Origin of the sequence: Paracoccus sp. MBLB3053 (assembly GCF_031822435.1) — a bacterium.
Classification (GTDB): domain Bacteria; phylum Pseudomonadota; class Alphaproteobacteria; order Rhodobacterales; family Rhodobacteraceae; genus Paracoccus; species Paracoccus aurantius.
This window is the reverse complement of the sequence record NZ_JAVQLW010000001.1, coordinates 158,251-184,156: the sequence shown is the minus strand read 5'-3', so window position 1 is coordinate 184,156 and position 25,906 is coordinate 158,251. Positions and strand designations below refer to the sequence as shown.

At 63.8% G+C, this 25,906-nt stretch carries 26 protein-coding genes; 11 read left to right on the top strand and 15 right to left on the bottom strand.

Annotation, left to right across the window (positions count from 1 at the left end):
- Positions 1-92 precede the first annotated feature (92 nt).
- Together RGQ15_RS00920 and RGQ15_RS00915 are read left to right on the top strand one after the other, a co-directional pair.
- Positions 93-842, top strand: coding sequence for a M48 family metallopeptidase (locus tag RGQ15_RS00920; protein WP_311158333.1), 750 nt, complete (start codon positions 93-95; stop codon positions 840-842).
- A 262-nt stretch (positions 843-1,104) separates the two neighbouring features.
- Positions 1,105-1,446: a hypothetical protein gene (locus RGQ15_RS00915; protein ID WP_311158332.1), complete on the top strand. Its 342-nt coding sequence runs from the start codon at positions 1,105-1,107 to the stop codon at positions 1,444-1,446.
- Positions 1,447-1,452: 6 nt separating this feature from the next.
- On the opposite strand, the gene ilvN is transcribed toward RGQ15_RS00915, so the two are convergent.
- The 3 genes from ilvN to RGQ15_RS00900 all read right to left on the bottom strand — a co-directional run bounded on the left by ilvN (position 1,453) and on the right by RGQ15_RS00900 (position 4,803).
- On the bottom strand, positions 1,453-2,013 hold the full coding sequence (gene ilvN / locus RGQ15_RS00910) for an acetolactate synthase small subunit (RefSeq protein ID WP_311158331.1): 561 nt from the start codon (positions 2,011-2,013) through the stop codon (positions 1,453-1,455).
- Between the two features lie 22 nt (positions 2,014-2,035).
- Positions 2,036-3,793, bottom strand: a complete 1,758-nt coding sequence (locus tag RGQ15_RS00905; RefSeq protein WP_311158330.1) for an acetolactate synthase 3 large subunit — start codon at positions 3,791-3,793, stop codon at positions 2,036-2,038.
- Between the two features lie 176 nt (positions 3,794-3,969).
- The gene (locus RGQ15_RS00900; RefSeq protein ID WP_311158329.1) at positions 3,970-4,803 is read right to left on the bottom strand and encodes an arginyltransferase; all 834 of its coding nucleotides are present in this window, start codon (positions 4,801-4,803) and stop codon (positions 3,970-3,972) included.
- A gap of 307 nt (positions 4,804-5,110) precedes the next feature.
- Between RGQ15_RS00900 and RGQ15_RS00895 the strand changes: the two genes are divergently transcribed.
- The gene (locus tag RGQ15_RS00895; RefSeq protein ID WP_311158328.1) at positions 5,111-7,927 is read left to right on the top strand and encodes a [protein-PII] uridylyltransferase family protein; all 2,817 of its coding nucleotides are present in this window, start codon (positions 5,111-5,113) and stop codon (positions 7,925-7,927) included.
- A 10-nt stretch (positions 7,928-7,937) separates the two neighbouring features.
- On the opposite strand, the gene RGQ15_RS00890 is transcribed toward RGQ15_RS00895, so the two are convergent.
- On the bottom strand, positions 7,938-10,019 hold the full coding sequence (locus RGQ15_RS00890; protein WP_311158327.1) for a glycosyltransferase family 2 protein: 2,082 nt from the start codon (positions 10,017-10,019) through the stop codon (positions 7,938-7,940).
- Between the two features lie 71 nt (positions 10,020-10,090).
- Positions 10,091-11,239: a glutamine-hydrolyzing carbamoyl-phosphate synthase small subunit gene (gene carA, locus RGQ15_RS00885; protein ID WP_311158326.1), complete on the bottom strand. Its 1,149-nt coding sequence runs from the start codon at positions 11,237-11,239 to the stop codon at positions 10,091-10,093.
- Positions 11,240-11,403: 164 nt separating this feature from the next.
- Here carA and RGQ15_RS00880 point away from each other — a divergent pair, with 164 nt between their 5' ends.
- Positions 11,404-11,868 (top strand): GatB/YqeY domain-containing protein, encoded by a 465-nt coding sequence (locus RGQ15_RS00880; RefSeq protein ID WP_311158325.1) that lies wholly within the window; start codon positions 11,404-11,406, stop codon positions 11,866-11,868.
- A 198-nt stretch (positions 11,869-12,066) separates the two neighbouring features.
- Here the strand turns inward: RGQ15_RS00880 and RGQ15_RS00875 are convergent, their stop codons facing one another.
- The 5 genes from RGQ15_RS00875 to RGQ15_RS00855 form a co-directional block, all read right to left on the bottom strand.
- Positions 12,067-12,411: a carboxymuconolactone decarboxylase family protein gene (locus RGQ15_RS00875; RefSeq protein WP_311158323.1), complete on the bottom strand. Its 345-nt coding sequence runs from the start codon at positions 12,409-12,411 to the stop codon at positions 12,067-12,069.
- A gap of 78 nt (positions 12,412-12,489) precedes the next feature.
- Positions 12,490-13,632, bottom strand: a complete 1,143-nt coding sequence (locus RGQ15_RS00870) for an alpha-D-ribose 1-methylphosphonate 5-triphosphate diphosphatase (RefSeq protein WP_311158322.1) — start codon at positions 13,630-13,632, stop codon at positions 12,490-12,492.
- A gap of 80 nt (positions 13,633-13,712) precedes the next feature.
- Positions 13,713-14,393 carry an NAD-dependent deacylase gene (locus RGQ15_RS00865; protein WP_311158321.1) on the bottom strand — a complete coding sequence of 227 codons (681 nt, stop codon included), beginning with the start codon at positions 14,391-14,393 and terminating at the stop codon, positions 13,713-13,715.
- Between the two features lie 10 nt (positions 14,394-14,403).
- On the bottom strand, positions 14,404-14,709 hold the full coding sequence (locus tag RGQ15_RS00860) for a hypothetical protein (RefSeq protein WP_311158320.1): 306 nt from the start codon (positions 14,707-14,709) through the stop codon (positions 14,404-14,406).
- Positions 14,710-14,865: 156 nt separating this feature from the next.
- The gene (locus tag RGQ15_RS00855) at positions 14,866-15,051 is read right to left on the bottom strand and encodes a heavy-metal-associated domain-containing protein (RefSeq protein WP_311158319.1); all 186 of its coding nucleotides are present in this window, start codon (positions 15,049-15,051) and stop codon (positions 14,866-14,868) included.
- A gap of 79 nt (positions 15,052-15,130) precedes the next feature.
- On the opposite strand from RGQ15_RS00855, the gene RGQ15_RS00850 reads away from it, so the two are divergent.
- Positions 15,131-16,039, top strand: coding sequence for a DMT family transporter (locus RGQ15_RS00850; protein ID WP_311158318.1), 909 nt, complete (start codon positions 15,131-15,133; stop codon positions 16,037-16,039).
- Between the two features lie 51 nt (positions 16,040-16,090).
- Complete coding sequence (lepA, locus tag RGQ15_RS00845; RefSeq protein ID WP_311158317.1) at positions 16,091-17,890, top strand: translation elongation factor 4; 1,800 nt, start codon at positions 16,091-16,093, stop codon at positions 17,888-17,890.
- An 88-nt stretch (positions 17,891-17,978) separates the two neighbouring features.
- On the opposite strand, the gene RGQ15_RS00840 is transcribed toward lepA, so the two are convergent.
- On the bottom strand, positions 17,979-18,167 hold the full coding sequence (locus RGQ15_RS00840) for an entericidin A/B family lipoprotein (RefSeq protein WP_311158316.1): 189 nt from the start codon (positions 18,165-18,167) through the stop codon (positions 17,979-17,981).
- A 192-nt stretch (positions 18,168-18,359) separates the two neighbouring features.
- Here RGQ15_RS00840 and RGQ15_RS00835 point away from each other — a divergent pair, with 192 nt between their 5' ends.
- Entirely contained in the window at positions 18,360-18,665 is a 306-nt protein-coding gene (locus tag RGQ15_RS00835) for a hypothetical protein (protein ID WP_311158315.1), read from the top strand.
- On the opposite strand, the gene RGQ15_RS00830 is transcribed toward RGQ15_RS00835, so the two are convergent.
- Positions 18,662-19,432, bottom strand: a complete 771-nt coding sequence (locus tag RGQ15_RS00830; protein WP_311158314.1) for an alpha/beta fold hydrolase — start codon at positions 19,430-19,432, stop codon at positions 18,662-18,664. The genes RGQ15_RS00835 and RGQ15_RS00830 overlap by 4 nt on opposite strands.
- A gap of 70 nt (positions 19,433-19,502) precedes the next feature.
- On the opposite strand from RGQ15_RS00830, the gene RGQ15_RS00825 reads away from it, so the two are divergent.
- Positions 19,503-19,883 (top strand): hypothetical protein, encoded by a 381-nt coding sequence (locus RGQ15_RS00825; protein ID WP_311158313.1) that lies wholly within the window; start codon positions 19,503-19,505, stop codon positions 19,881-19,883.
- Between the two features lie 19 nt (positions 19,884-19,902).
- On the opposite strand, the gene glyA is transcribed toward RGQ15_RS00825, so the two are convergent.
- Positions 19,903-21,186, bottom strand: a complete 1,284-nt coding sequence (glyA, locus tag RGQ15_RS00820) for a serine hydroxymethyltransferase (protein WP_311158312.1) — start codon at positions 21,184-21,186, stop codon at positions 19,903-19,905.
- 142 nt (positions 21,187-21,328) lie between these two features.
- Here glyA and RGQ15_RS00815 point away from each other — a divergent pair, with 142 nt between their 5' ends.
- Both RGQ15_RS00815 and RGQ15_RS00810 read left to right on the top strand, forming a co-directional pair.
- Positions 21,329-22,078, top strand: coding sequence for an NAD kinase (locus tag RGQ15_RS00815; protein WP_311158311.1), 750 nt, complete (start codon positions 21,329-21,331; stop codon positions 22,076-22,078).
- A 32-nt stretch (positions 22,079-22,110) separates the two neighbouring features.
- Positions 22,111-23,706 (top strand): peptide chain release factor 3, encoded by a 1,596-nt coding sequence (locus RGQ15_RS00810; protein WP_311158310.1) that lies wholly within the window; start codon positions 22,111-22,113, stop codon positions 23,704-23,706.
- A 51-nt stretch (positions 23,707-23,757) separates the two neighbouring features.
- On the opposite strand, the gene RGQ15_RS00805 is transcribed toward RGQ15_RS00810, so the two are convergent.
- On the bottom strand, positions 23,758-24,180 hold the full coding sequence (locus RGQ15_RS00805; RefSeq protein ID WP_311158309.1) for an OsmC family protein: 423 nt from the start codon (positions 24,178-24,180) through the stop codon (positions 23,758-23,760).
- 163 nt (positions 24,181-24,343) lie between these two features.
- Here RGQ15_RS00805 and copM point away from each other — a divergent pair, with 163 nt between their 5' ends.
- Positions 24,344-24,712 (top strand): CopM family metallochaperone, encoded by a 369-nt coding sequence (gene copM / locus RGQ15_RS00800; RefSeq protein ID WP_311158308.1) that lies wholly within the window; start codon positions 24,344-24,346, stop codon positions 24,710-24,712.
- Positions 24,713-24,751: 39 nt separating this feature from the next.
- Here copM and RGQ15_RS00795 read toward each other — a convergent pair whose 3' ends face one another.
- Positions 24,752-25,888 carry a deoxyguanosinetriphosphate triphosphohydrolase gene (locus tag RGQ15_RS00795; protein ID WP_311158307.1) on the bottom strand — a complete coding sequence of 379 codons (1,137 nt, stop codon included), beginning with the start codon at positions 25,886-25,888 and terminating at the stop codon, positions 24,752-24,754.
- Positions 25,889-25,906 lie beyond the last annotated feature (18 nt).

Sequence of the window (25,906 nt, the reverse complement as noted above, 5' to 3'; positions counted from 1 at the left end):
GCAAGCCCGGGGGTTGGCGAGGGGTCCGAAGGCCGGATAAGATGTGGCAACGAACCGGCTGTATCCGCCGGAGATTTTGGCGGGGGACACCGATGTTCAAATCCTGGAAACTTGCGGCTCTTGCGTCGCTTGCGCTTGCAGGTTGCGCGACCGGCCCCGCAATTCAGCTTCCCACGCAGCCCCCCGTTCCGCCGGCCCAGATCGCGCCCTCGCCCGACATTCCGCAAGGCGCGCGGGCGTCCGCACGGACCTTCATCAGCGTGATCAACCGCATGGAGCCGGCGGTCGAGCGCGAGTGCCTGCAGCGCCGCACCCAGCCGATCAATTGCGATTTCCAGTTCGTCGTCGACGACCGGACCGATCTTGAACCGAATGCGTTTCAGACGCTTGACGGAAATGGTCGGCCGATCATCGGTTTCACCTTGTCGCTGATCGGCGAGGCGCGCAATGCCGATGAGCTCGCATTCGTTGTCGGTCACGAAGCGAGCCATCACATCCTTGGCCATATCAATCGCCAATCAAGCGCCTCGCGTGTCGGGGCGGTCATTCTTGGGGGGCTCGCCAGTGCCTATGGCGGCGACAGCGAGGCGATCGAGAACGCCCAGCAGCTTGGGGCCCAGTTCGGGGCGCGCTACTATTCCAAGGAATGGGAACTCGAGGCGGATTATCTTGGGGCGATCATCACGATGAACGCCGGTTTTGATCCGGAGCATGGGGCGCAATTCTTCGCCCGCATCCCCGATCCGGGGGACAAGATCTTGGGCACGCACCCATCCCGCGCCGCCCGTCAGGCGCAGGTTCTGCGCGCGGTAATGGACTACCGCTCAGGAAGGGTTCGATAAAATCGGATCTCTGTGGCACAGATGCAGCACTTGGCGTCTTGCCCAATAAGCATACAAATTTGACGGAAAACGCTTGCTTTGCTGGATCAAACGCGCAGGCATTAGCGATTTGGTTCCCACAGGTCGTAAAAATTTCTTTCCCTCGGCATAGGTTCGCTCAAATTCTTCTTTCATGGGCGGGACTTCGCCAATAAATTCACCCTGCGGTTGATCCGCTGGTGGCCCGCCAGAATTTGGGCGAATTCAGTTTCGGGGGAATTTCATGATTGGCGTCATTCTTTGGAGCAACGCCGCACGAGAAAAGGCGGTGATATGGTGCGATGACCATGCCGCCCTGGCGTATCTGGAGGGGGTCGCCAATCTGCTTCCGGACACGACCTGGCCGGAAGCGGGCGATCTTGTCGAGCTTGAGTTCGAAACGATCAACGGCCTGCGACACGCGCGCCGGGTCTTTCTTGTGGCGGGAAACAATCGCTCGGACCTGCCCGGCCTTTTGCGTGACATCCACCAGCCCAAGGCCGGGCAACCGGCCTTGCGCGTGGTCTCGAACGACGATTATCGCGATGAGAACCCGAAGCCCCACAAGGTCGCGGCGTCGGGCTGAACCGCTTCAGGCGCCGCGCGCGAGCGCTGCGACACCGGTGCGCGCAAGGTCCGACAGACCCAGAGGGCGCATCAGATCGGCGAATGCGTCCAGCTTTTCTGGCGTGCCGGTCATCTCGAACACAAAGCTTTCCAGCGTCGAATCCACGACGTTCGCCCGGAAGATCTCGGCGATGCGCAGGGCCTCGACGCGCTTGTCGCCCTTGCCCGAGACCTTGAACAGACCCAGTTCGCGTTCGACGCTGGGGCCTTCGACGGTCAGGTCGTGAACTTCGTGAACCGGAATGATCCGGCCAAGCTGGGCCTTGATCTGTTCGATCACCGCGGGGGTGCCGCGCGTCACGATGGTGATCCGCGAGCGGTGGCCAAGGTGGTCGACTTCGGCCACCGTTAGGCTGTCGATGTTGAAGCCACGCCCCGAGAAGAGACCGATGACACGCGCCAGAACGCCCGCCTCGTTGTCCACCAGAACCGCCAGCGTATGGCTTTCGATGACCTGGGCATTCGGATCGCGCAGGTCATAGGCGGAATGGCTGGACGCGCCTTTTTCGATTTTCAGTGCCGACATTTCTCGTATTCCCTGTTGGTTCTCAGACCAGCGCCGCGCCAGCGCCCGAAATGGCATCCTCGGTCGAGGCTTCGCCCAGGATCATTTCGTTATGGGGCTTGCCCGAAGGGATCATCGGGAAGCAGTTTTCATGCTTCTCGACCATCACGTCGAGGATGAACGGCCCGTCGTAATCCAGCATCTCCTGGATCGCCGCGTCCAGATCGGCCGGGTCGCTGACCAGACGGCCCTTGCAACCGAAGGCCTCGGCCAGCTTCACGAAATCGGGCAGGCTCTCGGACCAGCTCTGGCTGTAGCGTTCGCCATGCAGCAATTGCTGCCACTGGCGCACCATGCCCAGACGTTCGTTGTTCAGGATGAACTGCTTGACCGGCGCGCGGAACTGCACCGCGGTGCCCATTTCCTGCATGTTCATCAGCCAGCTCGCCTCACCGGCGACGTTGACGACCAGTGCCTCGGGATGGGCGACCTGCACGCCAATCGAGGCCGGCAGACCGTAACCCATGGTGCCCAGACCGCCCGAGGTCATCCAGCGGTTCGGGTCCTCGAAATGCAGGAATTGCGCAGCCCACATCTGGTGCTGGCCCACTTCGGTCGTGATGTAGCGATCCTTGCGATGGGCGGTCAGCGCCTGCAGCCGTTCAAGCGCATGCTGCGGTTTGATGACCTTGTCCGAGTTCTTGTAGGTCAGACATTTCACCGCGCGCCATTGCTCGATCTGGCTCCACCAGTTCCGCAAGCCCTCGGCATTGGTCTTGCGGCCACGCGATTTCCAGACCTTCAACAGGTCTTCCAGCACATGGCCGACATCTCCGACGATCGGCAGGTCGACATGGATCACCTTGTTGATCGAGCTGGAATCGATGTCGATCTGCGCCTTGACCGATCCGGGGCTGAAATCGTTGACACGGCCGGTGATGCGGTCATCGAAACGTGCGCCGACGGCGATCATCAGGTCGCAATCGTGCATGGCCATATTGGCTTCATAGAGGCCGTGCATGCCCAGCATGCCGATCCAGCCCTTGCCCGAGGCAGGATAGGCACCCAGACCCATCAGGGTCGAGGTGATCGGGAACTCCGTCGCATCGGCGAGTTCGCGCAGCAGCTGGCTGGCGCCGGGACCCGAGTTGATGACGCCGCCGCCGGTATAAAGGATCGGGCGTTCGGCCTTTTCCATCAATTCGACAAGGCGCGTGATCGCGTCGAGATCGCCTTTCTTCATGGGCTGGTAGCTGGGCGTGTCGATCTGTTTGGGCCCGACATATTCGCCCGTGGCGAATTGGACGTCCTTGGGAATATCGACGAGAACCGGGCCCGGGCGGCCCGAGGTCGCCACGTGGAATGCCTTGTGGATCGTCGCGGACAGTTCGTCCGTTTCCTTGACCAGCCAATTATGCTTGGTGCAGGGGCGGGTGATGCCGACCGTATCTGCCTCCTGGAAACCGTCCGTGCCGATCAGGAAGGTCGGGACCTGGCCCGACAGGACGACCAGCGGGATCGAATCCAGAAGCGCATCCGTCAGGCCGGTCACCGCATTGGTCGCGCCCGGTCCCGAGGTCACCAGCACGACGCCGGGCTTGCCGGTAGACCGCGCATAGCCTTCGGCCATGTGGACCGCACCCTGTTCGTGACGAACCAGGATGTGCTTGATGTCGTTTTGCTGGAAGATCTCGTCGTAAATGGGTAGGACCGCGCCACCCGGATAGCCGAATACGGTGTCGACGCCCTGATCGCGCAGAGCTTCGATGACCATCCTTGCACCCGTCATGGTTCGGGACATGCCCATTCTCCTTACTTGAACCTGGGCGGAGCCTGAGGCCATATCCGATCCTCCCTCCGCCGCGCCGCCGGAAACTATGGGGGCAGGTAGGAAGGGTCAATGGTCATTCTCCAAGAAAATGACCAGCATTGGGGAAATATTGAAATTAAATTACCAGAAACGCACGTTTCCGGTAACTACTTCCTGTTGTGAGGCAGGGTTATGCGTGCGACCTGCTCGACAATCGGGTCGATGGACAGCGGATGAATATCCGAATTGTGCTGTTCGGGATCGCCGATCGGCTGCCAGACACCGCCCTTGTAGATCTCGAGCGCCGAGAACCGGGCCTTGTAATCCATCTTGCGGCTGCCCGGGACCCAGTAGCCAAGATAGATGAAGGGCAGGCCCGCTCCGCGCGCCAGGTCGATGTGGTCGAGAATGACATAGGTTCCAAGGCTCGATGGCTCAAGCCGCGGGTCATAGAAGCTGTAGACGAGGCTCAGCCCGTCATCCAGCACGTCAGTCAGGCAGACGGCGACCAGGCGATCTTCCTGCGATGGCGTCGTGCCGGGTTCGGTCAACCGGTATTCGACGACCCGAGTGCGAACGGGCGTTTCCTCGACCATCGCGGCGAACTCGAAGATGTCCATGTCGGCCATGCCGCCATCGGCGTGGCGATAGTCCAGATAGCGGCGGAACAGTTCATACTGTTCCTCGGTCGCCCAGGCGCTGGTCGCCATGCGGCGCAGGTTGTCGTTCTTGCGCAGCACGCGCCGCTGGGTCCGCGAGGGCGAGAACTCTGCGACCCGAATGCGCGCTGACATGCAGGCGACGCAGCTTTCGCAACTGGGCCGATAAAGGACGTTCTGCGAGCGCCTGAAGCCCTGGCGCGACAGCGTATTGTTCAGCTCATTGGCTGAATCCCCCGCCAGGGCGGTGAAAAGCTTCCGCTCGGCACGGCCATGCAGGTAGGGGCAGGGCTGCGGGGCGGTGACGTAGAATTGCGGCGCATGGGGCAGGGTATGGCGCATCAGGCCCGCCCCGATCGGGCCGCGCCCGCTTGGCCCGGGCTGGCAATTCTTCTCGTGTTGATCTGATCTGAGCCCATCGGCAAAAGACGACCCGTCAATCTCAAATGGCTTTCCGACCCGGCAAAGCCTAGCAACAGATGCCCTGCTAGCCAAGCGCGGAAACCTGCATTTCGGCCTTGCATTCTCTGGCGGGGCACCGACCCGCGCAGGGACGCAGGCCGGAGCGGAAAAAACAGCGTCAGAAGCGCGCACCGGGGGCAGATCGGGCCGCCATTGACCTTGGCCAGCCGGGATATAGGCTCGCGCCATGAGCTTTGCATCCCGTATCACCCGCCTGCCGATTCCCGCCGACCCGAACCGGGGCCAGGCCGCACTTGACCAGACCGGGCTGACCGATCCGGTGATCGCCGACCTGATCCGGGGTGCGGCGGGATGCAGCCCCTATCTGGCCGGTCTGATCGAGCGCGAAGGCGAATGGCTGGCGGCGCAGGCCGCGCGTGCCGATCTCCCCGATGACGATCTGGTCGCCCGCGTGACCAAGGGGTTCGACGAGCTTTCGGCAGACGCGCTTTCGGGGGCGCTGCGCCAGGCAAAGCGTCGCGTCGCGCTTTGGACCGCGCTTGCGGATCTGGGAGGCGTCTGGCGGCTCGAACAGGTCACGGGCGCGCTGACTGACCTCGCCGATCGGGCCACCGACCTGGCGCTGCGGGTTCACGTCGCGCAGGAAGCCGCGCGCGGAAAACTGCCGGCGACCGAGAGCGATGCCGGAGGGATCACCGCCATCGCCATGGGAAAGATGGGCGCGGGCGAATTGAACTATTCCTCGGATATCGATCTGATCGTGTTCTACGACGACAGCGCCTATGCGCGCGACGACCAGCACGAGGCCCGGGCTGCCCTGATTCGCGCGACCCGCAAGGCGGCGGCGACGATTTCGGACAATACCGACCAGGGCTATGTCTTCCGCACCGACCTGCGATTACGCCCCGATGCCGCGGTAACGCCGGTCTGCATCTCGGTCTCTGCCGCATTGGGCTATTACGAGGCCGAGGGCCGAACATGGGAGCGCAGCGCCTATATCAAGGCGCGGTCATGTGCCGGAAACCTCGCGGTGGGCGAACGCTTCCTGCGTGAAATGCGCCCCTTTGTCTGGCGCCGGCATCTTGATTTCGCGACCGTTCAGGATACCGACGACATGCGGCGGAGAATTCGCGATCACAAGGGGCTGCATGGCAGGATCGACGTGCCGGGCCACAACATGAAGCTGGGGCGCGGCGGCATTCGCGAAATCGAGTTCTTCACCCAGACCCGCCAGTTGATCGCCGGGGGGCGCGATGCCGACCTGCGCGTCAGGGGCACGGTCGAGGGGCTTGCCCGTCTTGCCGAAAAGGGCTGGATTCCTCTGGAGGTCGCTTCCGAACTTACCGATCACTACCGCGAGCATCGCGAGATCGAGCACCGGATCCAGATGGTCAACGATGCGCAGACCCATCTGGTGCCGAATTCGCCCGAAGGCATCCACACGATCGCCTGCATGATGGGCGTACCCGAAACGCAGGCCTGGTCCGATCGGCTGGCCGTGCGGCTCGACCGGGTCGAGACCCTGACGTCTGATTTCTTCACCCCCTCTGATGGCGGCGCGAGGCCGGATCTTTCGCCCGAATCAGAAGCCATGGTCGAGCGTTGGCGGTCCTATCCGGCGCTCCGCTCGGCGCGAGCGCGGCAGGTCTTTGCCCGGATCGAACCCGAATTGCTGACCCGACTCGTCGGGACGAGCCATGCCAAGGAGGCGCTGGCGCGCTTCGACGCTTTCCTCGCCGGGCTTCCCTCGGGGGTGCAGCTTTTCTCGCTTTTCGAAGCCAATCCGCAGCTCATCGAGCTGATTGCCGATATCTGCGGCACCGCTCCCGGTCTGGCGGCCTATCTGGCGCGCCATCCCGAAGTGTTCGATGCCGTTCTCGGTGGCAGCTTCTTCGCGGACTGGCCGGGTACAGCAGGCTTGCGGCGCGAGCTTGACGACCTGCTGCGCCAGACGCTGGCCGCGCCGGACGGAGGCTATGAGCAGGCCCTGGATGCTGCGCGCCGTTGGGCGCATGAATGGCAGTTCCGGACCGGCGTCCACCACCTGCGCGCTCTGATCGGGGGCGAGGAGGCCGGCGCGCAATATGCCGATATCGCCGATGCCGCGGTTGCCGCGCTGTTTCCCGTCGTGGTGCAGGAATTCTCGCGTCGGCACGGGACGCCGCCGGGACGCGGCGCCGTGGTGATGGGCATGGGTTCGCTGGGCGCGCGCCAGCTCAATGCGGCGTCGGATCTTGACCTGATCGTGATCTATGACGCGGCCGGGCAGGAAACTTCCGAGGGCGCGAAGCCGCTCGCTCCGCGTGCCTATTACTCGCGCCTGACCCAGGCGATGATCACCGCGCTATCCGCGCCGATGTCTGCAGGGCGTCTTTTCGAGGTGGACATGCGGCTACGCCCCTCGGGCAGGCAGGGGCCGGTCGCGACGTCGGTGCAGTCCTTCCGCCATTACCAGATGGAAGAGGCCTGGACCTGGGAACATCTTGCCCTGACGCGTGCACGGGTCATCGGGACCTGCGGAACCGAAGGGGCGGCGCTTGGCGCCGAGGTCGAGGCGCTGCGGCTGGAGGTGCTCACGACGCGGGGAAGCGACCCGAGGGTGATGCCCGATCTTGCCGAGATGCGGGCCAGGATCTTCGCGGCCAAGGCGCCGGACGGGGCATGGGAAGCCAAGATCGGGCGGGGCAGGCTGCAGGATATCGAGCTGCTGGCACAATCCTTCGCGCTCCGCTCGGGCGCGTCGGCGCGCGCCGCCGCGGCGCAGCTTCGCGCGGGCCCGCGGGGTGGGCTGATCGGGCGCGACGAAGCGGAAAGCCTGTCCTCGGCCCGTCGTTTCCTGTGGAACCTGCAATGTGCGGGGCGATTGCTGACCGAACGTCCGCTCGACATGGAGAATATCGGCGAGGGCGGACAGGAGTTTCTCTTGCGGGAAACCGGTTCGCGATCGCTGGACGAACTGGCCGAGCGGCTGGCCGAGACGATCGAGATGGCGGGCCGGATCATCGACGCCGCGCTTGCCCATCGTGATCGCGCACCGGCCTGAAGCGGGGGGCTCAGCCGACCTTGCCCAGCACCGGGACCATTTCCCCCATCGCCGCAGTCCTCGCCGCAGTCCTCGCCGGCGTGCCGCCGAAGACCGGAAGAAGCGCGGCATTGGGGGGGGCGGAGGGTTTTGCGGGTGCGTCCTCCTCGGCCGCATCGAAGACCCCGTGCTGGGTCTTGTCCCAATAGAAGGGTTTGGTCACGACCTCCCAAATCGCCTTCCAACCTGCAAGGCAGCCCAGCGGGAAATAGAGGTGCATGGTCGGAACCCAGGGCAGAAGATGGCGATGGGCAGAGCCCCGCACCGCCCAGGCGGCGACCGTTATGTTGAGCAGCTCGGAGAGGATGAAGACCGCGACGAGCATCGAGATCGCATGTCCGCCAAGCCCGCCGTCCAGCATGTCGCGGACCGGATGGGGCAGGCCGAAGCTGAGCAGCCAGAAGCTCCAGAGCACCGGGGCCAGAAGATATTGCGAGACCGAGGCCGCCAGCTGAACCTGCAATGCGACGAAGCGGCGGGCCCCTAGGTCGCGCCAGAGCCCGATCGGGTCGCGCATGTGGACGCCCCAGGTCATCGCGAATCCCTTGAGCCAGCGCGATCGTTGCTTGATCCAGGGAAGCAGTCGGCAGTTCGCCTCTTCATGGGTGACGGTATCCAGCATTTCGGTCCGGTAGCCGCGTCGGGTCAGACGCACGCCCAGATCGGCATCCTCGGTGACATTCCATGCGTCCCAGCCCCCGACCTTCTCGAGCAGATCCCGGCGAAAGAACAGCGTCGTGCCGCCAAGCGGCACCACCAGATCAAGCGCCGCAGCCCCGGCCAGGGTGCCGCGGAACCAGGCCGCATATTCGATCGTGAAGGCGCGGGCGAGCCAATTGGTGCGGGGATTGTAATAGTCCAGCACGCCTTGCAGGCAAGCGACATCGGGCGCGGCGAAATGGAAGCCGCGGGCCACCTTGTGCAACTGGTCAGGCTCGGGCCGGTCTTCGGCGTCCCAGACCCCGATGATCTGGCCGCGACAAAAATTGAGCGCGTAGTTCAATGCGCGCGGCTTCGTCCTGATCGGGCCATCGGGCACTTTCACGATGCGCATCCAGCGCGGCAGACGCGCCCGTTCGAGCGCTTCGCAGGTGATCCGGTCGGTTTCTTCGACCACCAGGACGATGTCCATGAGTTCGCGTGGGTAATCCAGCCGTGACAGGCGTCCGATCAAGCGGTCGGCGATATCGGCCTCGGCGAACATGGGGACCATGACCGAGATCACCGGCAAGGGCGCGTTCATCTCGCGCCGGACCATCTGGCCCTGAAGCAACGCCTCTTCGACCGCGCGCTTGCGACCGGTACGGCGCAGGATGGCGGCAAAGGATGCGACCTTCAATATCATCGAAGCGACAAGCGTGAGGGTCGCCCAGAATGTCAGGACAGCGATCACGGCAAGGGGTTGGAGGAGCAGGCCCGCCATCGTCAGCACCCCGAGGCCCAGGGCAAGCCGGGCGGTCCGGCGTTCATTTCGCGTCCGGCAGCTTTCGGGGCCGGGTACGCGCAGCTCGGCCTGCCGGATCAGCGTGGTGCGCCGCTGCTTCAGGACCGCCTCTCGTGCGGCATTCTCCGAGCAGAGCAGCATGCGGACGGTTCCGAACTGCTCGGGAAGTCGTCGCACCAGCGCGGCAAAGGCTTCGGGCCGCGCGGTCGCGACAAAGGTGACGCCCCCGACGCGGCGCCAGGGCACCATGCCTTCGGCAAGGCAAAGCGTCACTCCGGCGGCATCCACCAGCCGCGGATCGGGGGGCATTTCCCCAAGGTCGATGATCGAAGCCCGCCATTGTCGCGCCAACGCGCGGGCCAGGGCCTGTTCATCCACCCAGCCATTCGCCAGCAGGATCTCGCCCAGCCGGGCCGATTGGCGCTGCCGCATGACCAGCGCCTTGAGCAGGTTGCGGGGATCGATCGCACCGTCTTCGATCAGGATCTGACCGAGCGGCCGAAGATCGCGCTCCGAAACGACGCGCGCATCCCCTCCGGACCGTGTTTCCGGCCCGAGGGGGAGCGAATCGGATTGCAAGGATTTGGTAAGCGCTGAGATTCCGGCCATGGTGATTCCCCGTCCCTGTGCCCGCTCTGTCGCACAGAGAGAGTTAAGGACGGGTTAACCGGCCGTTCACATCAGCCGCGACGGCTCCGCATCGCTTCGGCGAAACGGTCGAACAGATAGGCACTGTCCTGCGGACCGGGGCTGGCTTCCGGGTGATACTGCACCGAGAAAACCGCGCGGTCGGTCATGCGCAAACCGCAGTTCGAGCCGTCGAACAGGCTGACATGGGTTTCGATCACGCCTTCGGGCAGGGTCTGGGCGTCAACCGCAAAGCCGTGGTTCATCGAGGTGATCTCGACCTTACCGGTTTCCACGTCGCGGACCGGATGGTTCGCGCCGTGATGGCCATGGCCCATCTTCACGGTCTTTGCGCCAAGCGCCAGTGCCAGCATCTGGTGGCCAAGGCAGATCCCGAAGATCGGCATTTCCTTGTCGAGCAATTCGCGGATCATCGGCACGGCATATTCGCCGGTCGCGGCGGGGTCGCCGGGACCGTTCGACAGGAACACGCCCTCGGGTTCATGAGCCAGGACTTCCTCGGCCGTCGCGGTCGCGGGCAGCACGATGACTTCGGCGCCACTCTGGGCAAGGGAACGCAGGATATTGCGCTTCGCACCATAATCCAGCGCGACGACGCGGAAGGGTTTCTGTTCCTCGGACTTGCCGAATTCGCCCGGCCAGGCCCAAAGGCCTTCGTCCCAGCGATAGCTTTGGCGGCAGGTCACGTCCTTGGCAAGATCAAGCCCCACAAGCCCCTTCCAGTCGCGCGCCTTGGCCACCATCGCAGCAATGTCGAATTCGCCATCCGCCGAATGGGCCAGAACGACATGCGGAGAACCCTGCTGGCGGATCGCGCGGGTCAGGCGGCGGGTATCGATCCCGCCGATGCCGACACGACCGCGCTTTTCCATCCACTCGACCAGGTCGCTCGAGGCGCGCCAGTTCGACGGCTCGGTCGGGTCCCACTTGACGACGATGCCCGAGGCGACGGGCTCGGACGCTTCGTCATCCTGCTCGGTGACGCCAGTATTCCCGATATGGGGGAAGGTGAAGGTCACGATCTGGCTTGCATAGGAAGGATCAGTCATGATCTCCTGATAGCCGGTCATGGCCGTGTTGAAGACCAGTTCGGCAACCACTTCGCCGGTCGCGCCGAAGCCCTGTCCGTAGAATACGGTTCCGTCTGCGAGCGCAAGACATGCGGTCGGTTTTTGGGCCATCGTCATCTCTCCGGGTAAATCGCCGGGAACCTAGAGTTACGTCCCGTTCCCGTCAAGGCTGGAACGTCACTTCGCACATCTATGGAACCCTGACGCCCTGCGATGGGTTGACGCGGGACGCGAAGCCTAGGACAAACCCCGGTTCAATATCCAGCGAGGACCCCATGGGATTGCGCGAACGTATCACGGCTGACACCAAGGAAGCCATGAAGGCCAAGGACACGGCCCGGCTTTCGACTCTGCGGCTGATTTCGGCCGCAATCAAGGATCGTGAAATCGCGGCCCGCGGCGAGGGCGGCGACGAAACCGGACTGAGCGATGCCCAACTGACGGCCATTCTGTCGAAGATGGTCAAGCAGCGTCAGGAATCGGCCAAGGCTTATGAAGAAGGTGGTCGGCTGGAACTCGCGGAGCGCGAGCAGGACGAGATAAGGGTGATCCAGTCCTATCTGCCGCGCCAGATGACCGAAGAGGAAACCCGCCTCGCGATCGACAAGGTGATCGCCGATCTGGGTGCCGAGACGATTCGAGACATGGGCCGGGTCATGGCCGAGTTGCGCAACCGCCATGCCGGGCAGATGGATTTCGGCGCCGTCGGTCCGACCGTCAAGGACCGTCTCATGGCCTGACAAGGGGTATGCCGAGGGCGAGGCCATGCCTCGCCCCCTCCTGTCGCCAGACCCCCTCAGATCCAGGTGACGGGACCGGGCGGGAAAATGCCCGCCCATCCGTGGCACGAACCGAACTTGCCACCGATTCGCCGGGTTTTCCTTGATCCAGGTCAAAAATGCATCGGCTTTCCGGACTGCTTTGGGGCCAGTTCCACGTCACGAGGCGCTTGCGGCCAGTTCATCCCAGCAGGCCATGGCATGACCGGCATACATCACGCCCGGGCCACCGCTCATCTGGATCGCCATCGAGAGAACGTCGCAAAGTTCATCGCGCGTGGCTCCGGCCTTCATCAGCCCTTCGACATGGAAAAGGATGCACGGCTCGCAGCGCTGCACGATCGCCATTCCCAACGCGATCATCTCCTTCGTGCGGTCATCAAGCGTGCCGCTTTCCTTGACGGCCTTCGAAAGGGTTCCGAAGCCCTTCATCGTCTCGGGGATCGCCCGGTTCATGACGCGCAGTTCGTTGCGCATCGCCTCGATCTTCTCGCCGTATTCCATCGCACCCTCCGCCGGTTGCCACTCAGCGTATGGCGGCTTTGCCCCTACGGTCTTGATTCAGGTCAAGTCACGCTCTCGTCAGACGCGTTCGCCGCGCACCCAGGTTTCGCGCATGACCGGACGCTTTGCGACGAGCCTGAAGCGCATAAGATCCGCCCGCAGACCGGTTTCGATCCGCCCACGATCGGCAAGGCCGGCCGCGCGCGCCGGGTTGGCCGTGACGGTGGCGATGGCCCGCGCCATGTCCTGCCAGAGCCCGGCAAGGATGATCGCCCCCCCGATCAGGCCCGAAGGCACATAATCCGAAGACAGGATGTCCAGATGCCCGGCCTGGGCGAGCGTTGCGGCCGAGACGTTGCCGGAATGAGATCCCCCACGGATCAGGTTGGGTGCCCCCATCATCACCATGATGGCATGGTCATTGCAGGCGGCGGCGGCCTCGAGGGTCGTCGGGAATTCGGCCAATCGCACCCCATGTCCGGCAGAGCGGGCGACATGTTCGGCCGTGGTGTCGTCATGGCTCGCCAGGACGGCGCCAAGACGGTGGGCGACCTCGACGGCGGCGGCTTCATGTGCATCGCCATAGCGGTCGCGAAGCGCCTTCATGCGGGCGACATGTTCGGCGAATGCGGCATCGGAAAGTTTGTAGCGTCCCTGCACATACTGGGCGAGCTTGGAGATGTCGCGGAACTGCCGCTGGCCGGGCGTGTGATCCATCAGGCTGATGATGCCCACGCGGTCATCCGGCCCGAATTCGTCCAGTTCGGCAATCAGGGTTTCCGAACAGACTTCGGCGCGCAGATGCAGCAGATGGCTGATCCGCAACGCGCCTTGGCGGCGCAGGTCGATCAGTTCATGGGCCAGTTCGCGGGCGTATTTCTCGTAATCCTGATCCGGCCCGTCGCTGACGACCGAGCCCACGCGCATCGCGTCGAAGACCGTCGTGATGCCGCAACCGGCCAGCTCGGCATCATGCGCGATGATCGCCGCAGCATGGGGCCAGTCGACGCCGGGACGTGGGCGCATGTGGCGTTCAAGGTTGTCGGTGTGCAGTTCGATCATGCCCGGCGCAAGATAGTCACCGCCGCAATTGATCGCCCCCGCCGGCACGTCCTCGCCGCGACGGATCTCGGTGATCGTGCCATCTTCGATGACCAGGGAACCGGGCGTTTCCGTATCGGGCAGGATCAGGCGGGCGTTTGCAAGGATGGTCGTCGACATCACGGGCTTTCTGGTCAGGCCTGCAAGGGGTGGAGGATTGCATGGCCGTCGTCAAGCGGGCGAGGCCCGTCGATTTCGTCTCAGGGGCAGAGTTGCGTCACCCATTCCGGCACGACTCGCGTTGCAGGTCCGATGCGGTGTTCGTCGAAATCCCGGCTGACCGCCGAGCGATCCAGGTTAAGCTCGATCGTGCGCACGCCCCGACGACGGGCATGCTGTGCGAGGCCCGCGGCGGGATAGACCTGACCCGACGTGCCGATGGCGGCGAAAAGCTCGGCCCCTTCCACCGCGGCCCAGATCCGTTCCATGTGATAGGGTATCTCGCCGAACCAGACGATGTCGGGACGGGCCTCGGGCTTGCCGCAATCGGGGCAAGGGTCGACGGGGCTCATGGCAAGCGGTGCCTGCCAACGATGCCCGCAAGCCGCGCAGGTAGCACCCGCAAGGCTGCCATGCATATGAATGACATCGCCCGAGCCGCCCCGCTCATGCAGGTCGTCGACGTTTTGCGTGATCAGGGTCACGTCGTGATGACGAGCCAACCGGGCCAGGGCAAGATGCGCTTCGTTCGGCAGCGCCCGCGCGACATCCGCGCGGCGCATGTTGTAAAATCGATGGACCAAGATCGGATCGCGCCGGAAACCTTCCGGGGTCGCGACATCCTCGATCCGGTGCTCTTCCCAAAGCCCGTCTGTCGCGCGGAAGGTCCTGATGCCGCTTTCCGCCGAAATCCCGGCGCCGGTCAGGACAGCTATGCGCATGCCGCGCCGGTCAGCGTGCGCAATAGGCCTCTGCCGTCGCGGCGAAGTTCTTGTAGCGCGACCAGAAGGCGTTGTCGGCATTGCTTTTCGACATGCGCACGGCCTGCGCCTCTTCGGCGTCGCGGAAGAAGCGCGCCGCGCGTCGCTGGTCCGAACGCGAGAGGGTCATATCCGCAACCTGCTGGATGCAGCCGCAAAGCTGGCTGCTGCGCGCCCGGCGGTCGGACTTGATGCAAGCGGAATCGATGGGGCCGGCTACGGCGAGCGGCGTGGTCAGAATGACCGCTGTCGCGGCGATCATAAGGCGGTTCAACATCACTGTCTCCTCGGCTTCTGCCAGTGCGGCGGGGTTGGACACCCTCTCGAGCCGCGTCTTGATCCTGGCGAGCTTAACAGAATTGGCCCTTCCGCTCAATCGAAGGGAGAGAACAAGTCTTGGCAGGCCGGCGGAAACCGGCCGCAAGATATGCGCTCAGGCGGGTTGAGGCTCATATCCTGCCTCGCGAATCACCTGCATGGCGCGAGCTTCATCGAGGGACTCGATTTCGACCGTCCGGCTGTCCAGATCCGCGCTTGCGCGGCCCCCGGCGTCGGAAATCGCCTTCTCGATCGTGTCCGTGCAGTGACGGCAGCTCATATCGTCGACGCGCAGTTTCATCTGTCATCCTTTCTCGCTGGACCAGTCCATTTTTGCGGCATATGGCGATGCGTGCAATTCCCCCGACGAGGTCGATACGATGGTCAGCGAAAATTTTCGTGCGGCGATGCTGATGCTCGTCTCGATGGTGCTGTTCGCGGCCGAGGACATGTTCATCAAGCTGCTTTCGCAGGAACTGCCTTTCGCCGAAGTTCTGGGGATGATCGGTCTGCTTGGCTGGCTGAGTTTCTGGGGCATGCTGAAGCTTCAGGGCGGACATTTGTGGACGCGCGATCTCGCGCGGCCGCTGGTCGTCTTGCGCAATTGCGCCGAGGCCGTCGGCTCGATCGGGATTGTCGTCGCGCTGGCCATGACCGAACTTTCGTCGACCGCGGCAATCATGCAGGCCCTGCCGCTTGCGATCGTCCTGGGGGCCGCGGTCTTCCTTGGCGAACCCGTGGGCTGGCGGCGCTGGACGGCGATCGGCGCAGGGTTCCTGGGTGTCCTGCTTGTCCTTCGTCCCGGGGTCTCCGATTTTCAGCCCGCTTCTTTGATGGCCCTGGTCGCGGTGGTCGGGCTGGCCGCGCGCGACCTGGCAACTCGACGCATCCCCTCGCAGATCCGATCGCTTCAACTGGCGGCCTCGGCCTTTTTCGCGATTCTCATCGCTTCAATCTGCATGGGGTTGGCGCTGGGGCAGCGCTTCGTCATGCCGAACCTGCACCAGTGGCTGCTTTTCATCGGCTGCATCGCGGTCGGCGTCGCGGGATATGCGCTGCTTGTCCAGGCCACGAGGCTGGGCGAGGCTGCGGCACTCGCTCCGTTCCGCTATGCCCGCCTCGTCTTCGCGCTGACCCTTGCGGTCATCGTCTTTGGCGAGCGCCCGGATTACCTCACGTTGACGGGTGCCGGGCTGATCGTCGTTTCAGGCTGTTACGCCATGTGGCGCGAGGCCGTTCTGCGTCGCCGGCAGCTTCGTGCCGCAGGGTTCGAGCCCCTGCGCGGCTGAACCCGCGCGTTCCCCCTTCCCGCAATCCCATTTCCCCAGTATAGCCGCGCCATGACCGACCTTGATCTCATCCGTAACTTCTCGATCGTGGCCCATATCGACCACGGCAAATCCACTCTGGCCGACCGCCTGATCCAAATGACGGGCACGGTCGCCGAGCGGGACATGAAGGCCCAGTTGCTCGACAGCATGGATATCGAACGCGAACGCGGGATCACCATCAAGGCGAACACCGTGCGCATCGAATATCCTGCGAAGGACGGGCGCAAATATGTGTTGAACCTGATCGACACCCCCGGCCATGTCGACTTCGCCTATGAAGTCAGCCGTTCCATGCGCGCGGTCGAAGGCTCGCTTCTGGTCGTTGACGCCTCGCAGGGCGTCGAGGCGCAGACGCTCGCGAACGTCTATCAGGCGATCGACGCGGGCCATGAGATCGTCCCGGTCCTGAACAAGATCGACCTTCCCGCCGCCGAGCCGGACCGGGTCAAGGAAAACATCGAGGACGTGATCGGCATCGACGCCCATGACGCGATCGAGATCTCGGCCAAGACGGGCCTCGGCATCCCCGACGTGCTGGAAGCCATCGTCACCCGCCTGCCGGCGCCCAAGGGCGACCGCAACGCGCCCCTGAAGGCCATGCTGGTCGACAGCTGGTATGACGCCTATCTCGGCGTCGTTGTCATGATCCGGGTCATGGAAGGCGTGATCAAGAAGGGCGACCGCATCAAGATGATGCAGACCGGCGCGCTTTACGGCATCGACAAGCTGGCCGTTCTGAAACCCGCGATGGTCGACATCGCCGAGCTGGGCCCGGGCGAGATCGGCGTTCTGACCGCCTCGATCAAGCAGGTCCGCGACACCCGCGTCGGCGACACCATCACCCATGAGAAGAAGGGCACCGACACGCCGCTGCCGGGCTTCAAGCCGGCCCAGCCGGTGGTGTTCTGCGGCCTCTTCCCGGTCGATGCCAATGACTTCGAGGCGCTGCGCGACGCGATCGAGAAGCTCGCGCTGAACGACGCGTCCTTCAGTTACGAGATGGAGACCTCGGCGGCGCTCGGCTTCGGCTTCCGCTGCGGCTTCCTCGGCCTGCTGCATCTCGAGGTGATCCGCGACCGCCTTGAGCGCGAATACGATCTGGACCTGATCACCACCGCGCCGTCGGTCGTGTTCAAGCTGCACATGAAGGACGGCGAGGTGCGCGATCTGCACAACCCGGCCGACATGCCCGACCTGACCTATGTCGACCATATCGAAGAACCGCGCATCAAGGCCACGATCATGGTGCCGGACGAATATCTGGGCGACGTGCTGAAGCTATGCCAGGACCGTCGCGGCATCCAGATGGACCTGACCTATGCAGGCAACCGCGCGATGGTGGTCTATGACCTGCCGCTGGCCGAGGTGGTCTTCGACTTCTACGACCGCCTGAAGTCGGTGACCAAGGGCTATGCCTCGTTCGACTACCAGATCAGCGAGTATCGCGAGGATTTCCTCGTGAAGATGTCGATCCTCGTCAATGACGAGCCGGTCGATGCGCTCTCGATCATGGTCCATCGCGACCGCGCCGAAAGCCGTGGCCGCGTCATGGTCGAGAAGCTGAAAGAGCTGATCCCGCGCCACATGTTCAAGATCCCGATCCAGGCCGCCATCGGCAGCCGCGTGATCGCGCGCGAGACTCTCTCGGCGATGCGCAAGGACGTGACCGCGAAATGCTATGGCGGCGACGCGACGCGGAAAAAGAAGCTGCTTGAGAAGCAGAAGGCCGGCAAGAAGAAAATGCGGCAATTCGGCAAGGTCGAAATCCCGCAAACCGCCTTCATCCAGGCGCTCAAGATGGACAATTGATCCGGGGGCGGGCGATCGTTGGATCTCCCGCCATCCGCACGGTTCACGTGTCCGAAAAACCCTTGCCGGGACGGGACGTAGGAAGGCCTTAGTAGGGCGAAGGCGCCACCGGCGCTGCCGAATAGGGTGCCTGGCCCATCTGGCTTTGGCTTTCATAGCCTTGCTGCGTTATCGCCTGACCTGCGGTCTGCAGATCCCGACCCGCGCCCTGGATCGTCTCGCAGGCCGAGACGGCCATCAGGCCCAAAAGTGGTGCGAATTGAATGATGCGGCGCATTGGCTGCTCCTTGTCCTTGGCTGCTCGTTTTCGGCAAATCTAGGCCAGGCTTTCGGGGTGTGCCTCTCACGGTCGCGCGAGAGTGTGGCCATCGGCGGGATTGCTCCGAGACCCGAGCACATAACGGGCGGAAGACAGCCGATTTTTCACGGCGTTAGCGTTTCGTTAATCCCCTTGTCACATGATCGGCAGATGCGCCCGATCTTCGTGATACTCCTTCTGCTTGCGTCTTGCGCTTCGCCCGCGCCGCAATTCTTCGGCTCGGCGCGGCAAGATGTCGAACTTGGGGGAATGCGCTTTGCCGTGTTCGTCCGGCAGGACGAGGCCCAGGTGATCCGGCTCGGCTATCTGCCCCGCAGGGACAGGACCCGCGTCCCGGAACTGATGATGCGCGCGGCGGAACTGGCCAGCGGCTGCGAGGCAATCCCCTTCAGCCTGAAAAGCCGTATCCCCGGCGATCCGGGCGAGGGCAGGGTCAACCTGCGCTGCGGCCCCTAGCCAAGGAATTCGGCGACGCTTTCGGCGACCTCGGCGGGGCGATCAGCATGCAGCCAATGTCCAGCCCCGGCAAAGAACCGAACCTTCGCTTGCGGGAAGTGGGCGCGAAGGGCCTCGACCTGGGGCTCGCCACTATAATCCGAGGTGGCCCCCGCAAGCAGCAGGACGGGGCCGGAAAATGTCCCCTTTGGCGCGTCCGAGGGCCATCCGACAAGACTGGGCATCTGCTCGCGCAGGGTCGCGAGGTTGAATTTCCAGCGCGGCGGATCGGATTTCAGGTCGAGCGATTGCAGCAGGAAGGCGCGCACCCCGGCTTCCGGCACGAACTCTGCCAGCCGAGCATCGGCGGCCGAGCGAAGCTTGATGCCGCCCAGATCCACGGCTTCCATCGCGTCGATCAGCGGGGTCTGGGTGTGGCTATAGGCATAGGGCGCGATATCCAGAACGCAAAGCTTGCGCAGCAGCTCGGGGTGGTTCAGCGCGAGCATCATCGCGCTTTTGCCGCCCATCGAATGGCCAACGACATCGGCGATGCCGCCCTCGGCCTTGATGATGCGGGCCAGATCCTCGGCAAGGGCAGGGTAGCTGTGATCGGGGTCATGGAAGCTGTCGCCATGGTTGCGCATGTCGACCGAAATCACGCGCCGCGTCTGAGACAGGCGGCGCGCGAGGCCACCAAGATTCTTGCCCGATCCGAACAGCCCATGCGCCAGTATCACTGGCAGCTGCGTCGAATCCTCTCCGGTCACGGTCATGTTCAGCATCATGGCGGCACCCTAGCGAGGCTGGCGAAAGGACGCCAGAGGCGGTAGCCTCGATTCAAACGGGGTGACAAAGATGATCGACGATATCCGGCCCAAGGCGGATGAGGTGGCCAGCCTGATGGCGGCAAGATTCGGGGGCGTGAGACGTGGCCATCACGCGGATCTTGCGCAGATGTTGAAGCGTCGCGGCGGGGCGCTGCCCAGAAAACTGCGGCGCGAAGCACGCTTCATTGCCGAGGCGGATCGCGTGTCGGGTCAGCCCAAGCTGGCGCGGCAGGTGGATTTCGACAAGTTCGACCACGCGCATCGCGCATTGACGGCCTATCTTCGGCCCTTGGGGCAGGGCAGTCGGTTTTTGGGTGGGGCCGTCAATGTCGCTGCAAGCGTGATCTTCGGGCTGATGATCCTTGGCGCGCTTGCGCTGTGGATCATGAAGGTGCGCGGGCTCAGTTGAGCCCGCGCCATCTTGTCGATCACTTCCCGGCGTAAAGCGGGAACTTGGCGCAAAGTGCCTCGACCTCGGCCTTAACCTTGGCTTCGACCTCGGCATTGCCTTCCTCGCCATTGGCGGCAAGTCCGTCGACGACCTCGACGATCCAGCGGGCGATCTGGCGGAATTCCTCTTCCTTGAAACCGCGGGTGGTGCCGGCGGGCGCGCCCAGACGGATGCCCGAGGTCACGAAGGGTTTTTCCGGGTCGAACGGCACGCCGTTCTTGTTGCAGGTGATGTGCGCGCGGCCCAGAGCGGCCTCGGTCGCCTTGCCGGTCACGCCTTTCGGGCGCAGGTCGGCGAGGCACAGGTGGTTGTCGGTCCCGCCCGAGACGATGTCGATGCCGCCTTTCATCAGCTCATCGGCCATGGCCTGAGCGTTCTTGACGACCTGCGCGGCATAGTCCTTGAAATCGGGGCGAAGCGCCTCGCCGAAGGCGACGGCCTTGGCGGCGATCACATGCATCAGCGGGCCGCCCTGCAGGCCGGGGAAGACCGCCGAGTTGATCTTTTTCGCGATGTCGGCGTCGTTGGTCAGCACCATGCCGCCACGCGGGCCGCGCAGCGATTTATGCGTGGTGGTGGTCACGACATGGGCGTGGGGCAGCGGCGAGGGATGCTGGCCACCGGCCACGAGGCCCGCGATATGGGCCATGTCGACCATGAGGTAGGCGCCGACCTCATCCGCGATCTTGCGGAATTCGGCCCAATCCCAGACGCGGCTATAGGCGGTGCCGCCGGCGACGATCAGCTTCGGCTTGTGCTCGAGCGCCTTCTTGCGGATGTCGTCCATGTCCAGCAGCTGGTCCTGCTGGCGCACGCCGTAGCTGACGACGTTGAACCATTTCCCGGACATGTTGACCGGCGAGCCGTGGGTCAGGTGGCCGCCCGAATTCAGGTCGAGGCCCATGAAGGTGTCGCCGGGCTGCAAAAGCGCGAGGAACACGGCCTGGTTCATCTGCGAGCCCGAATTCGGCTGGACGTTGGCGAATTCGCAGCCGAACAGTTCTTTCGCCCGTTCGATCGCCAGCGTCTCGACGATGTCGACATATTGGCAGCCGCCGTAATAGCGCTTGCCCGGATAGCCCTCGGCATATTTGTTGGTCAGGACCGAGCCCTGAGCCTCGAGCACCGCCTGCGAGACGATGTTTTCGGACGCGATCAGTTCGATCTCGTCACGCTGGCGGCCCAGTTCCTTGCGGATTGCGCCAAAGATTTCGGGATCGCGGCTGTCCAGCGTCTCGGTGAAGAATCCGGTATCGGTCATCTGGTCCTCATGTGAAGCGGCTTGCGGGCCTAATAGACGGATTTTCTGCGGGCCGCTAGGATGGATGCGACGGGGTGGCGGTAGATCTTCCTTGCGTTCACGAGGGCTTGCGCATGCCGTGTCCCGCGCCATGATGGCGCGCATGAAGATGCATTTCATTTCAAGCAGCACCGAGGCAGCCTCGACCGCCGCCGAGACCCTGTCGCGGCGCTACGGCCATGTTCCGATCCGCGAGGCCGATGTCATTGTCGCACTGGGCGGCGACGGGCTGATGCTGAACGTCATGCATCAAAACCGCGGCCTGCCCGTCTATGGTATGAACCGCGGCACGGTTGGTTTCCTGATGAACAACTATTCCGCCGATGCGCTGCCCGAGCGGATCGCCGCGGCCGAGGAAACCGTGACCAACCCTCTCGCCATGACCGCCGGCACCACCGACGGGCACGAGCATTGCGCGCTGGCGATCAACGAGGTCAGCCTTCTGCGCGCGGGACCGCAGGCGGCACGGCTGCGCATCTCGGTCAATGGCCGGGTGCGGATGGAGGAACTGGTCTGCGACGGCGCGCTGCTCTCCACGCCCGCCGGTTCGACCGCCTATAACTACTCGGCCAATGGCCCGATCCTGCCCTTGGGCTCGGATGTGCTGGCGCTGACCGCGATCGCGGCCTTCCGGCCCCGGCGCTGGCGCGGCGCGATCCTGCCCAATTCGGCGACGCTGCGCTTCGACGTGCTCGACCCCGACAAGCGCCCGGTGATGGCGGATGCCGATTCGCGCGGCGTCGATTCGGTTCTCTGGGTCGAGATCCGGACCGAGGCTTCGATCTGCCACCGCCTGCTTTTCGATCCCGGCCATGGGCTGGAGGAAAGGCTGATGCGCGAACAATTCGTTTGAGGCTGACGGCCCGGCGCGGTAAAGGGCCGGGCATGAGCAACCAACCCGTCCTTCCGCCCGAAATCGCCCGCCGCCGGACCTTTGCGATCATCTCGCACCCGGACGCCGGCAAGACCACGCTGACCGAAAAGTTCCTGCTGTTCGGCGGCGCGATCCAGATGGCCGGCCAGGTCCGCGCCAAGGGCGAGGCGCGGCGCACGCGCTCGGACTTCATGAAGATGGAGCAGGACCGCGGCATCTCGGTCTCGGCCTCGGCCATGTCGTTCGAATTCGGGCAATACCGCTTCAACCTCGTCGACACGCCCGGCCACAGCGACTTTTCCGAGGACACCTACCGCACGCTCACGGCGGTGGACGCCGCGATCATGGTGATCGACGGAGCGAAGGGCGTGGAAAGCCAGACCCGCAAGCTGTTCGAGGTCTGCCGGTTGCGCGACCTGCCGATCCTGACCTTCTGCAACAAGATGGACCGGGAAAGCCGCGACACATTCGAGATCATCGACGAGATCCAGGAAAACCTCGCGATCGACGTGGCCCCTGTCAGCTGGCCGATCGGCATGGGCCGCGATTTCATCGGGGTCTACGACCTCTTGCATGACCGACTGGAAATCATGGACCGCGCCGACCGCAACAAGGTCGCGGAATCGATCCAGATCTCGGGCCTCGACGATCCCAAGCTCGCCGATCACGTTCCCGCCGACCTGCTGGAAAAGCTGCGCGAGGAGCTCGAGATGGCGCGCGAGCTGCTGCCCGCCTTCGACCGCAAGAGCTTCCTTGAAGGGCACATGACCCCGATCTGGTTCGGCTCGGCGATCAACAGCTTCGGCGTCAAGGAATTGATGACCGGGATCGGCGAATTCGGCCCTGAACCGCAGCCGCAGAACTCGGCCGAGCGCGAGATTGGCGCGGACGAAAAGCCCGTGACCGGCTTCGTCTTCAAGGTGCAGGCCAACATGGACCCCAAGCACCGCGATCGCGTGGCTTTCGTGCGCCTTGCCTCGGGCCATTTCGAACGCGGCATGAAGCTGCTGCATGTCCGCTCGAAAAAGCCGATGGCGGTATCGAACCCGGTCCTGTTCCTGGCCGCAGACCGCGAACTGGCGGAAGAGGCCTGGGCGGGCGATATCATCGGCATTCCAAACCACGGCCAGCTGCGCATCGGCGACGCCCTGACCGAGGGTGAGGCCCTGCGCTTCACCGGCATTCCCAGCTTTGCGCCCGAGCTTTTGCAGACCGTCCGCGCGGGCGACCCGATGAAGGCCAAGCACCTGGAAAAGGCGCTGATGCAATTCGCCGAGGAAGGCGCGGCCAAGGTCTTCAAGCCGATGATCGGCTCGGGCTTCATCGTGGGCGTCGTGGGCGCGCTGCAATTCGAGGTTCTCGCCAGCCGGATCGAGATCGAATACGGCCTGCCGGTCAGGTTCGAATCCTCGCAATTCACCTCGGCCCGCTGGGTCGCGGGACCGAAGGACAAGGTCGAGGCCTTTGCGAATACGAACAAGGGCCACATGGCCCAGGATCATGACGGTGACCTGGTCTATCTGACCCGGCTGCAATGGGATATCGACCGGGTCGAACGGGACCATCCCGAACTCAAGCTGACCGCGACCAAGGAAATGATGGTCTGAACAGCAGAAAACGGCGCCCATCGGGCGCCGCTTCTCGTTTCCGCCCTGGGATCAGACGACCGTCACGTCCAGCGTGACTTCGGCATTCAGCACCTTGCTGACCGGGCATCCCTTTTCGGCCTTGTGCGCGCATTCCTCGATCACCGAGGGATCGCCATTGCCGGAAATCTTTGTCGTGAGATGGGCGGTCTTGATCGCGAAGCCGTCGCCTTCCTTGTCGAGACCTATTTCAGAGGTGGTTTCGATCTTCACATCCGTGATGCCCTCGCCCGCGAGGATCAGCGATAGCGCCATGCTGAAGCAGGCGGCATGGGCGGCGCCGATCAGCTCCTCGGGGTTTGTGCCCGGCTTGCCCTCGAAGCGGGTGCCGAACCCGTAGGGCTGTTCGGACAGGACGCCGGATTTGGTCGATATGTGGCCCTTGCCGTCCTTGAGCCCGCCTTCCCATTTTGCAGAGCCTGAATTGACGATCATGGTCAGTCCTCCATCTTGTCTGGGGTTCGCGCCTCAACGCGCCACTGTCTGGAAAGGTTCATCCGGGTGAAAATGTCACGTCACCGCCATCTGACGGCTTTGTCATTTCCCTATCCTTCGCTCTCAGGGCTTTGATAAGGCGTATAATTCCGGAGGATCAAGAATGCGAAAGCTGTTCGTCACCACCACCGTTGCGGCCATGCTTGCCTTGCCCGCCATGGCACAGGACCACGCGAACCATGCTGCAATGGGGCATTCCGCCGAAAGCGGTCCCGCCTCGACCGAAGCCTACAAGGCGGCGATGGACAACATGCATCGGGACATGATGATCGACTATTCCGGAGATGCGGATGTGGATTTCATGCAGGGCATGATCCCGCATCACCAGGGCGCGATCGACATGGCGAAGGTCGTCCTTGAACACGGCAAGGACCCCGAGGTTCGCAAACTCGCCGAAGAGGTGATCCGCGCACAAGAGGCCGAGATCGCCATGATGCAGGATTGGCTCAAGGCGCATGACAAGGCCGAATAGGCCCGGTGGTGGCGGGGGCCTCAGCCCCCGTCTTTCGGATCAGCCAAGCAGGCGCTCGGCCTCGGCGATGGCGAAGCGGTCGGTCATGCCGGCGACGTAATCCAGCACCACGCGGGCACGGCCCGTCTCGTCGCCCGCGGCCTCGGATGCCGCGAACCAGTGGTCAGGCATCTTTGATGGGTCGTTCAGGAAGAGCGGGAAAAGTCCGTTCAGCATTTCTGTCACGCGCTGGCGTTCAACCACGACCGAGGGGGCGCGATACATGCGCTGGAACAGGAACAGCTTGATCGCCTTGAGGTTCTGGTAGAGCGGCTTCGAGAACCGGATGATCGGGCCATCCATGTCGCGGATTTCCTGCACGTCCTGCGGTTGCAGGCTCGTGAGCCGGTTCTGCGCGACGGCGATCACATCCTCGACCATGACGCCGAAAACCCGGCGCAGCGCCTCGTGACGGCGGCGCATCGGATCAAGTCCGGGATGAAGGGCATCCACCTCGGCGAAGGCTTCGCCGATCACGGGAAGTTCGGCCAGATCCTCTTCGGAGAAGAGCTCGGCGCGCAATCCGTCATGCAGGTCGTGGTGGTTGTAAGCCACGTCATCGGCGACGGCGGCCACCTGAGCCTCGGCGCTGGCATTGCCGGACAGTTCCAGATCCCAATCGGCATTCACCTCGGCCAGCGCATAGGGCAGGGGTCCGGTGACCGGGCCGTTGTGCTTGGCGATGCCTTCGAGGCTTTCCCAGGTCAGGTTCAACCCGTCGAAATCGGCGTAATGGCGTTCCAGCCGGGTGACGATGCGCAGCGCCTGGGCGTTGTGATCGAAACCGCCATAGGGCTCCATCAGGACGGCAAGCGCATCCTCCCCGGTATGGCCGAAGGGCGGGTGCCCCAGATCATGCGCCAGCGCCACGGTCTCGGCCAGGTCAGGGTTCAGGCCCAGCACGCCTGCGATGGTGCGCGCGACCTGCGCGACCTCGATCGTATGGGTCAGGCGGGTGCGGTAATAGTCCCCCTCGTGCTCGACAAAGACCTGCGTCTTGTGCTTGAGCCTGCGGAAGGCCGAAGAATGGATGATGCGATCACGGTCGCGTTGCCAAGGGCTGCGGAAGGTGGACATGCGTTCGGGCCAGTGGCGACCACGGCTGTTTTCGGGCTGGCAGGCATAAGGTGCGATCATGTCTTCCGGCATTCCTTG

Bases quoted from the DNA above. Each gene is read 5' to 3' on its own strand.
- carA (WP_311158326.1), bottom strand. From the start codon at position 11,239: ATGGCCCAAAAACCGACCGCATGTCTTGCGCTCGCAGACGGAACCGTA.
- ilvN (WP_311158331.1), bottom strand. From the start codon at position 2,013: ATGTCGGCACTGAAAATCGAAAAAGGCGCGTCCAGCCATTCCGCCTAT.
- RGQ15_RS00830 (WP_311158314.1), bottom strand. From the start codon at position 19,432: ATGATGCTGAACATGACCGTGACCGGAGAGGATTCGACGCAGCTGCCA.
- RGQ15_RS00915 (WP_311158332.1), top strand. From the start codon at position 1,105: ATGATTGGCGTCATTCTTTGGAGCAACGCCGCACGAGAAAAGGCGGTG.
- RGQ15_RS00905 (WP_311158330.1), bottom strand. From the start codon at position 3,793: ATGTCCCGAACCATGACGGGTGCAAGGATGGTCATCGAAGCTCTGCGC.
- RGQ15_RS00825 (WP_311158313.1), top strand. From the start codon at position 19,503: ATGATCGACGATATCCGGCCCAAGGCGGATGAGGTGGCCAGCCTGATG.
- lepA (WP_311158317.1), top strand. From the start codon at position 16,091: ATGACCGACCTTGATCTCATCCGTAACTTCTCGATCGTGGCCCATATC.
- RGQ15_RS00840 (WP_311158316.1), bottom strand. From the start codon at position 18,167: ATGCGCCGCATCATTCAATTCGCACCACTTTTGGGCCTGATGGCCGTC.
- RGQ15_RS00805 (WP_311158309.1), bottom strand. From the start codon at position 24,180: ATGATCGTCAATTCAGGCTCTGCAAAATGGGAAGGCGGGCTCAAGGAC.
- RGQ15_RS00850 (WP_311158318.1), top strand. From the start codon at position 15,131: ATGGTCAGCGAAAATTTTCGTGCGGCGATGCTGATGCTCGTCTCGATG.
- RGQ15_RS00835 (WP_311158315.1), top strand. From the start codon at position 18,360: ATGCGCCCGATCTTCGTGATACTCCTTCTGCTTGCGTCTTGCGCTTCG.
- RGQ15_RS00900 (WP_311158329.1), bottom strand. From the start codon at position 4,803: ATGCGCCATACCCTGCCCCATGCGCCGCAATTCTACGTCACCGCCCCG.
- RGQ15_RS00860 (WP_311158320.1), bottom strand. From the start codon at position 14,709: ATGTTGAACCGCCTTATGATCGCCGCGACAGCGGTCATTCTGACCACG.
- RGQ15_RS00810 (WP_311158310.1), top strand. From the start codon at position 22,111: ATGAGCAACCAACCCGTCCTTCCGCCCGAAATCGCCCGCCGCCGGACC.
- RGQ15_RS00875 (WP_311158323.1), bottom strand. From the start codon at position 12,411: ATGGAATACGGCGAGAAGATCGAGGCGATGCGCAACGAACTGCGCGTC.
- RGQ15_RS00815 (WP_311158311.1), top strand. From the start codon at position 21,329: ATGAAGATGCATTTCATTTCAAGCAGCACCGAGGCAGCCTCGACCGCC.
- RGQ15_RS00895 (WP_311158328.1), top strand. From the start codon at position 5,111: ATGAGCTTTGCATCCCGTATCACCCGCCTGCCGATTCCCGCCGACCCG.
- RGQ15_RS00920 (WP_311158333.1), top strand. From the start codon at position 93: ATGTTCAAATCCTGGAAACTTGCGGCTCTTGCGTCGCTTGCGCTTGCA.
- RGQ15_RS00870 (WP_311158322.1), bottom strand. From the start codon at position 13,632: ATGTCGACGACCATCCTTGCAAACGCCCGCCTGATCCTGCCCGATACG.
- copM (WP_311158308.1), top strand. From the start codon at position 24,344: ATGCGAAAGCTGTTCGTCACCACCACCGTTGCGGCCATGCTTGCCTTG.
- RGQ15_RS00890 (WP_311158327.1), bottom strand. From the start codon at position 10,019: ATGGCCGGAATCTCAGCGCTTACCAAATCCTTGCAATCCGATTCGCTC.
- RGQ15_RS00880 (WP_311158325.1), top strand. From the start codon at position 11,404: ATGGGATTGCGCGAACGTATCACGGCTGACACCAAGGAAGCCATGAAG.
- glyA (WP_311158312.1), bottom strand. From the start codon at position 21,186: ATGACCGATACCGGATTCTTCACCGAGACGCTGGACAGCCGCGATCCC.
- RGQ15_RS00795 (WP_311158307.1), bottom strand. From the start codon at position 25,888: ATGATCGCACCTTATGCCTGCCAGCCCGAAAACAGCCGTGGTCGCCAC.
- RGQ15_RS00855 (WP_311158319.1), bottom strand. From the start codon at position 15,051: ATGAAACTGCGCGTCGACGATATGAGCTGCCGTCACTGCACGGACACG.
- RGQ15_RS00865 (WP_311158321.1), bottom strand. From the start codon at position 14,393: ATGCGCATAGCTGTCCTGACCGGCGCCGGGATTTCGGCGGAAAGCGGC.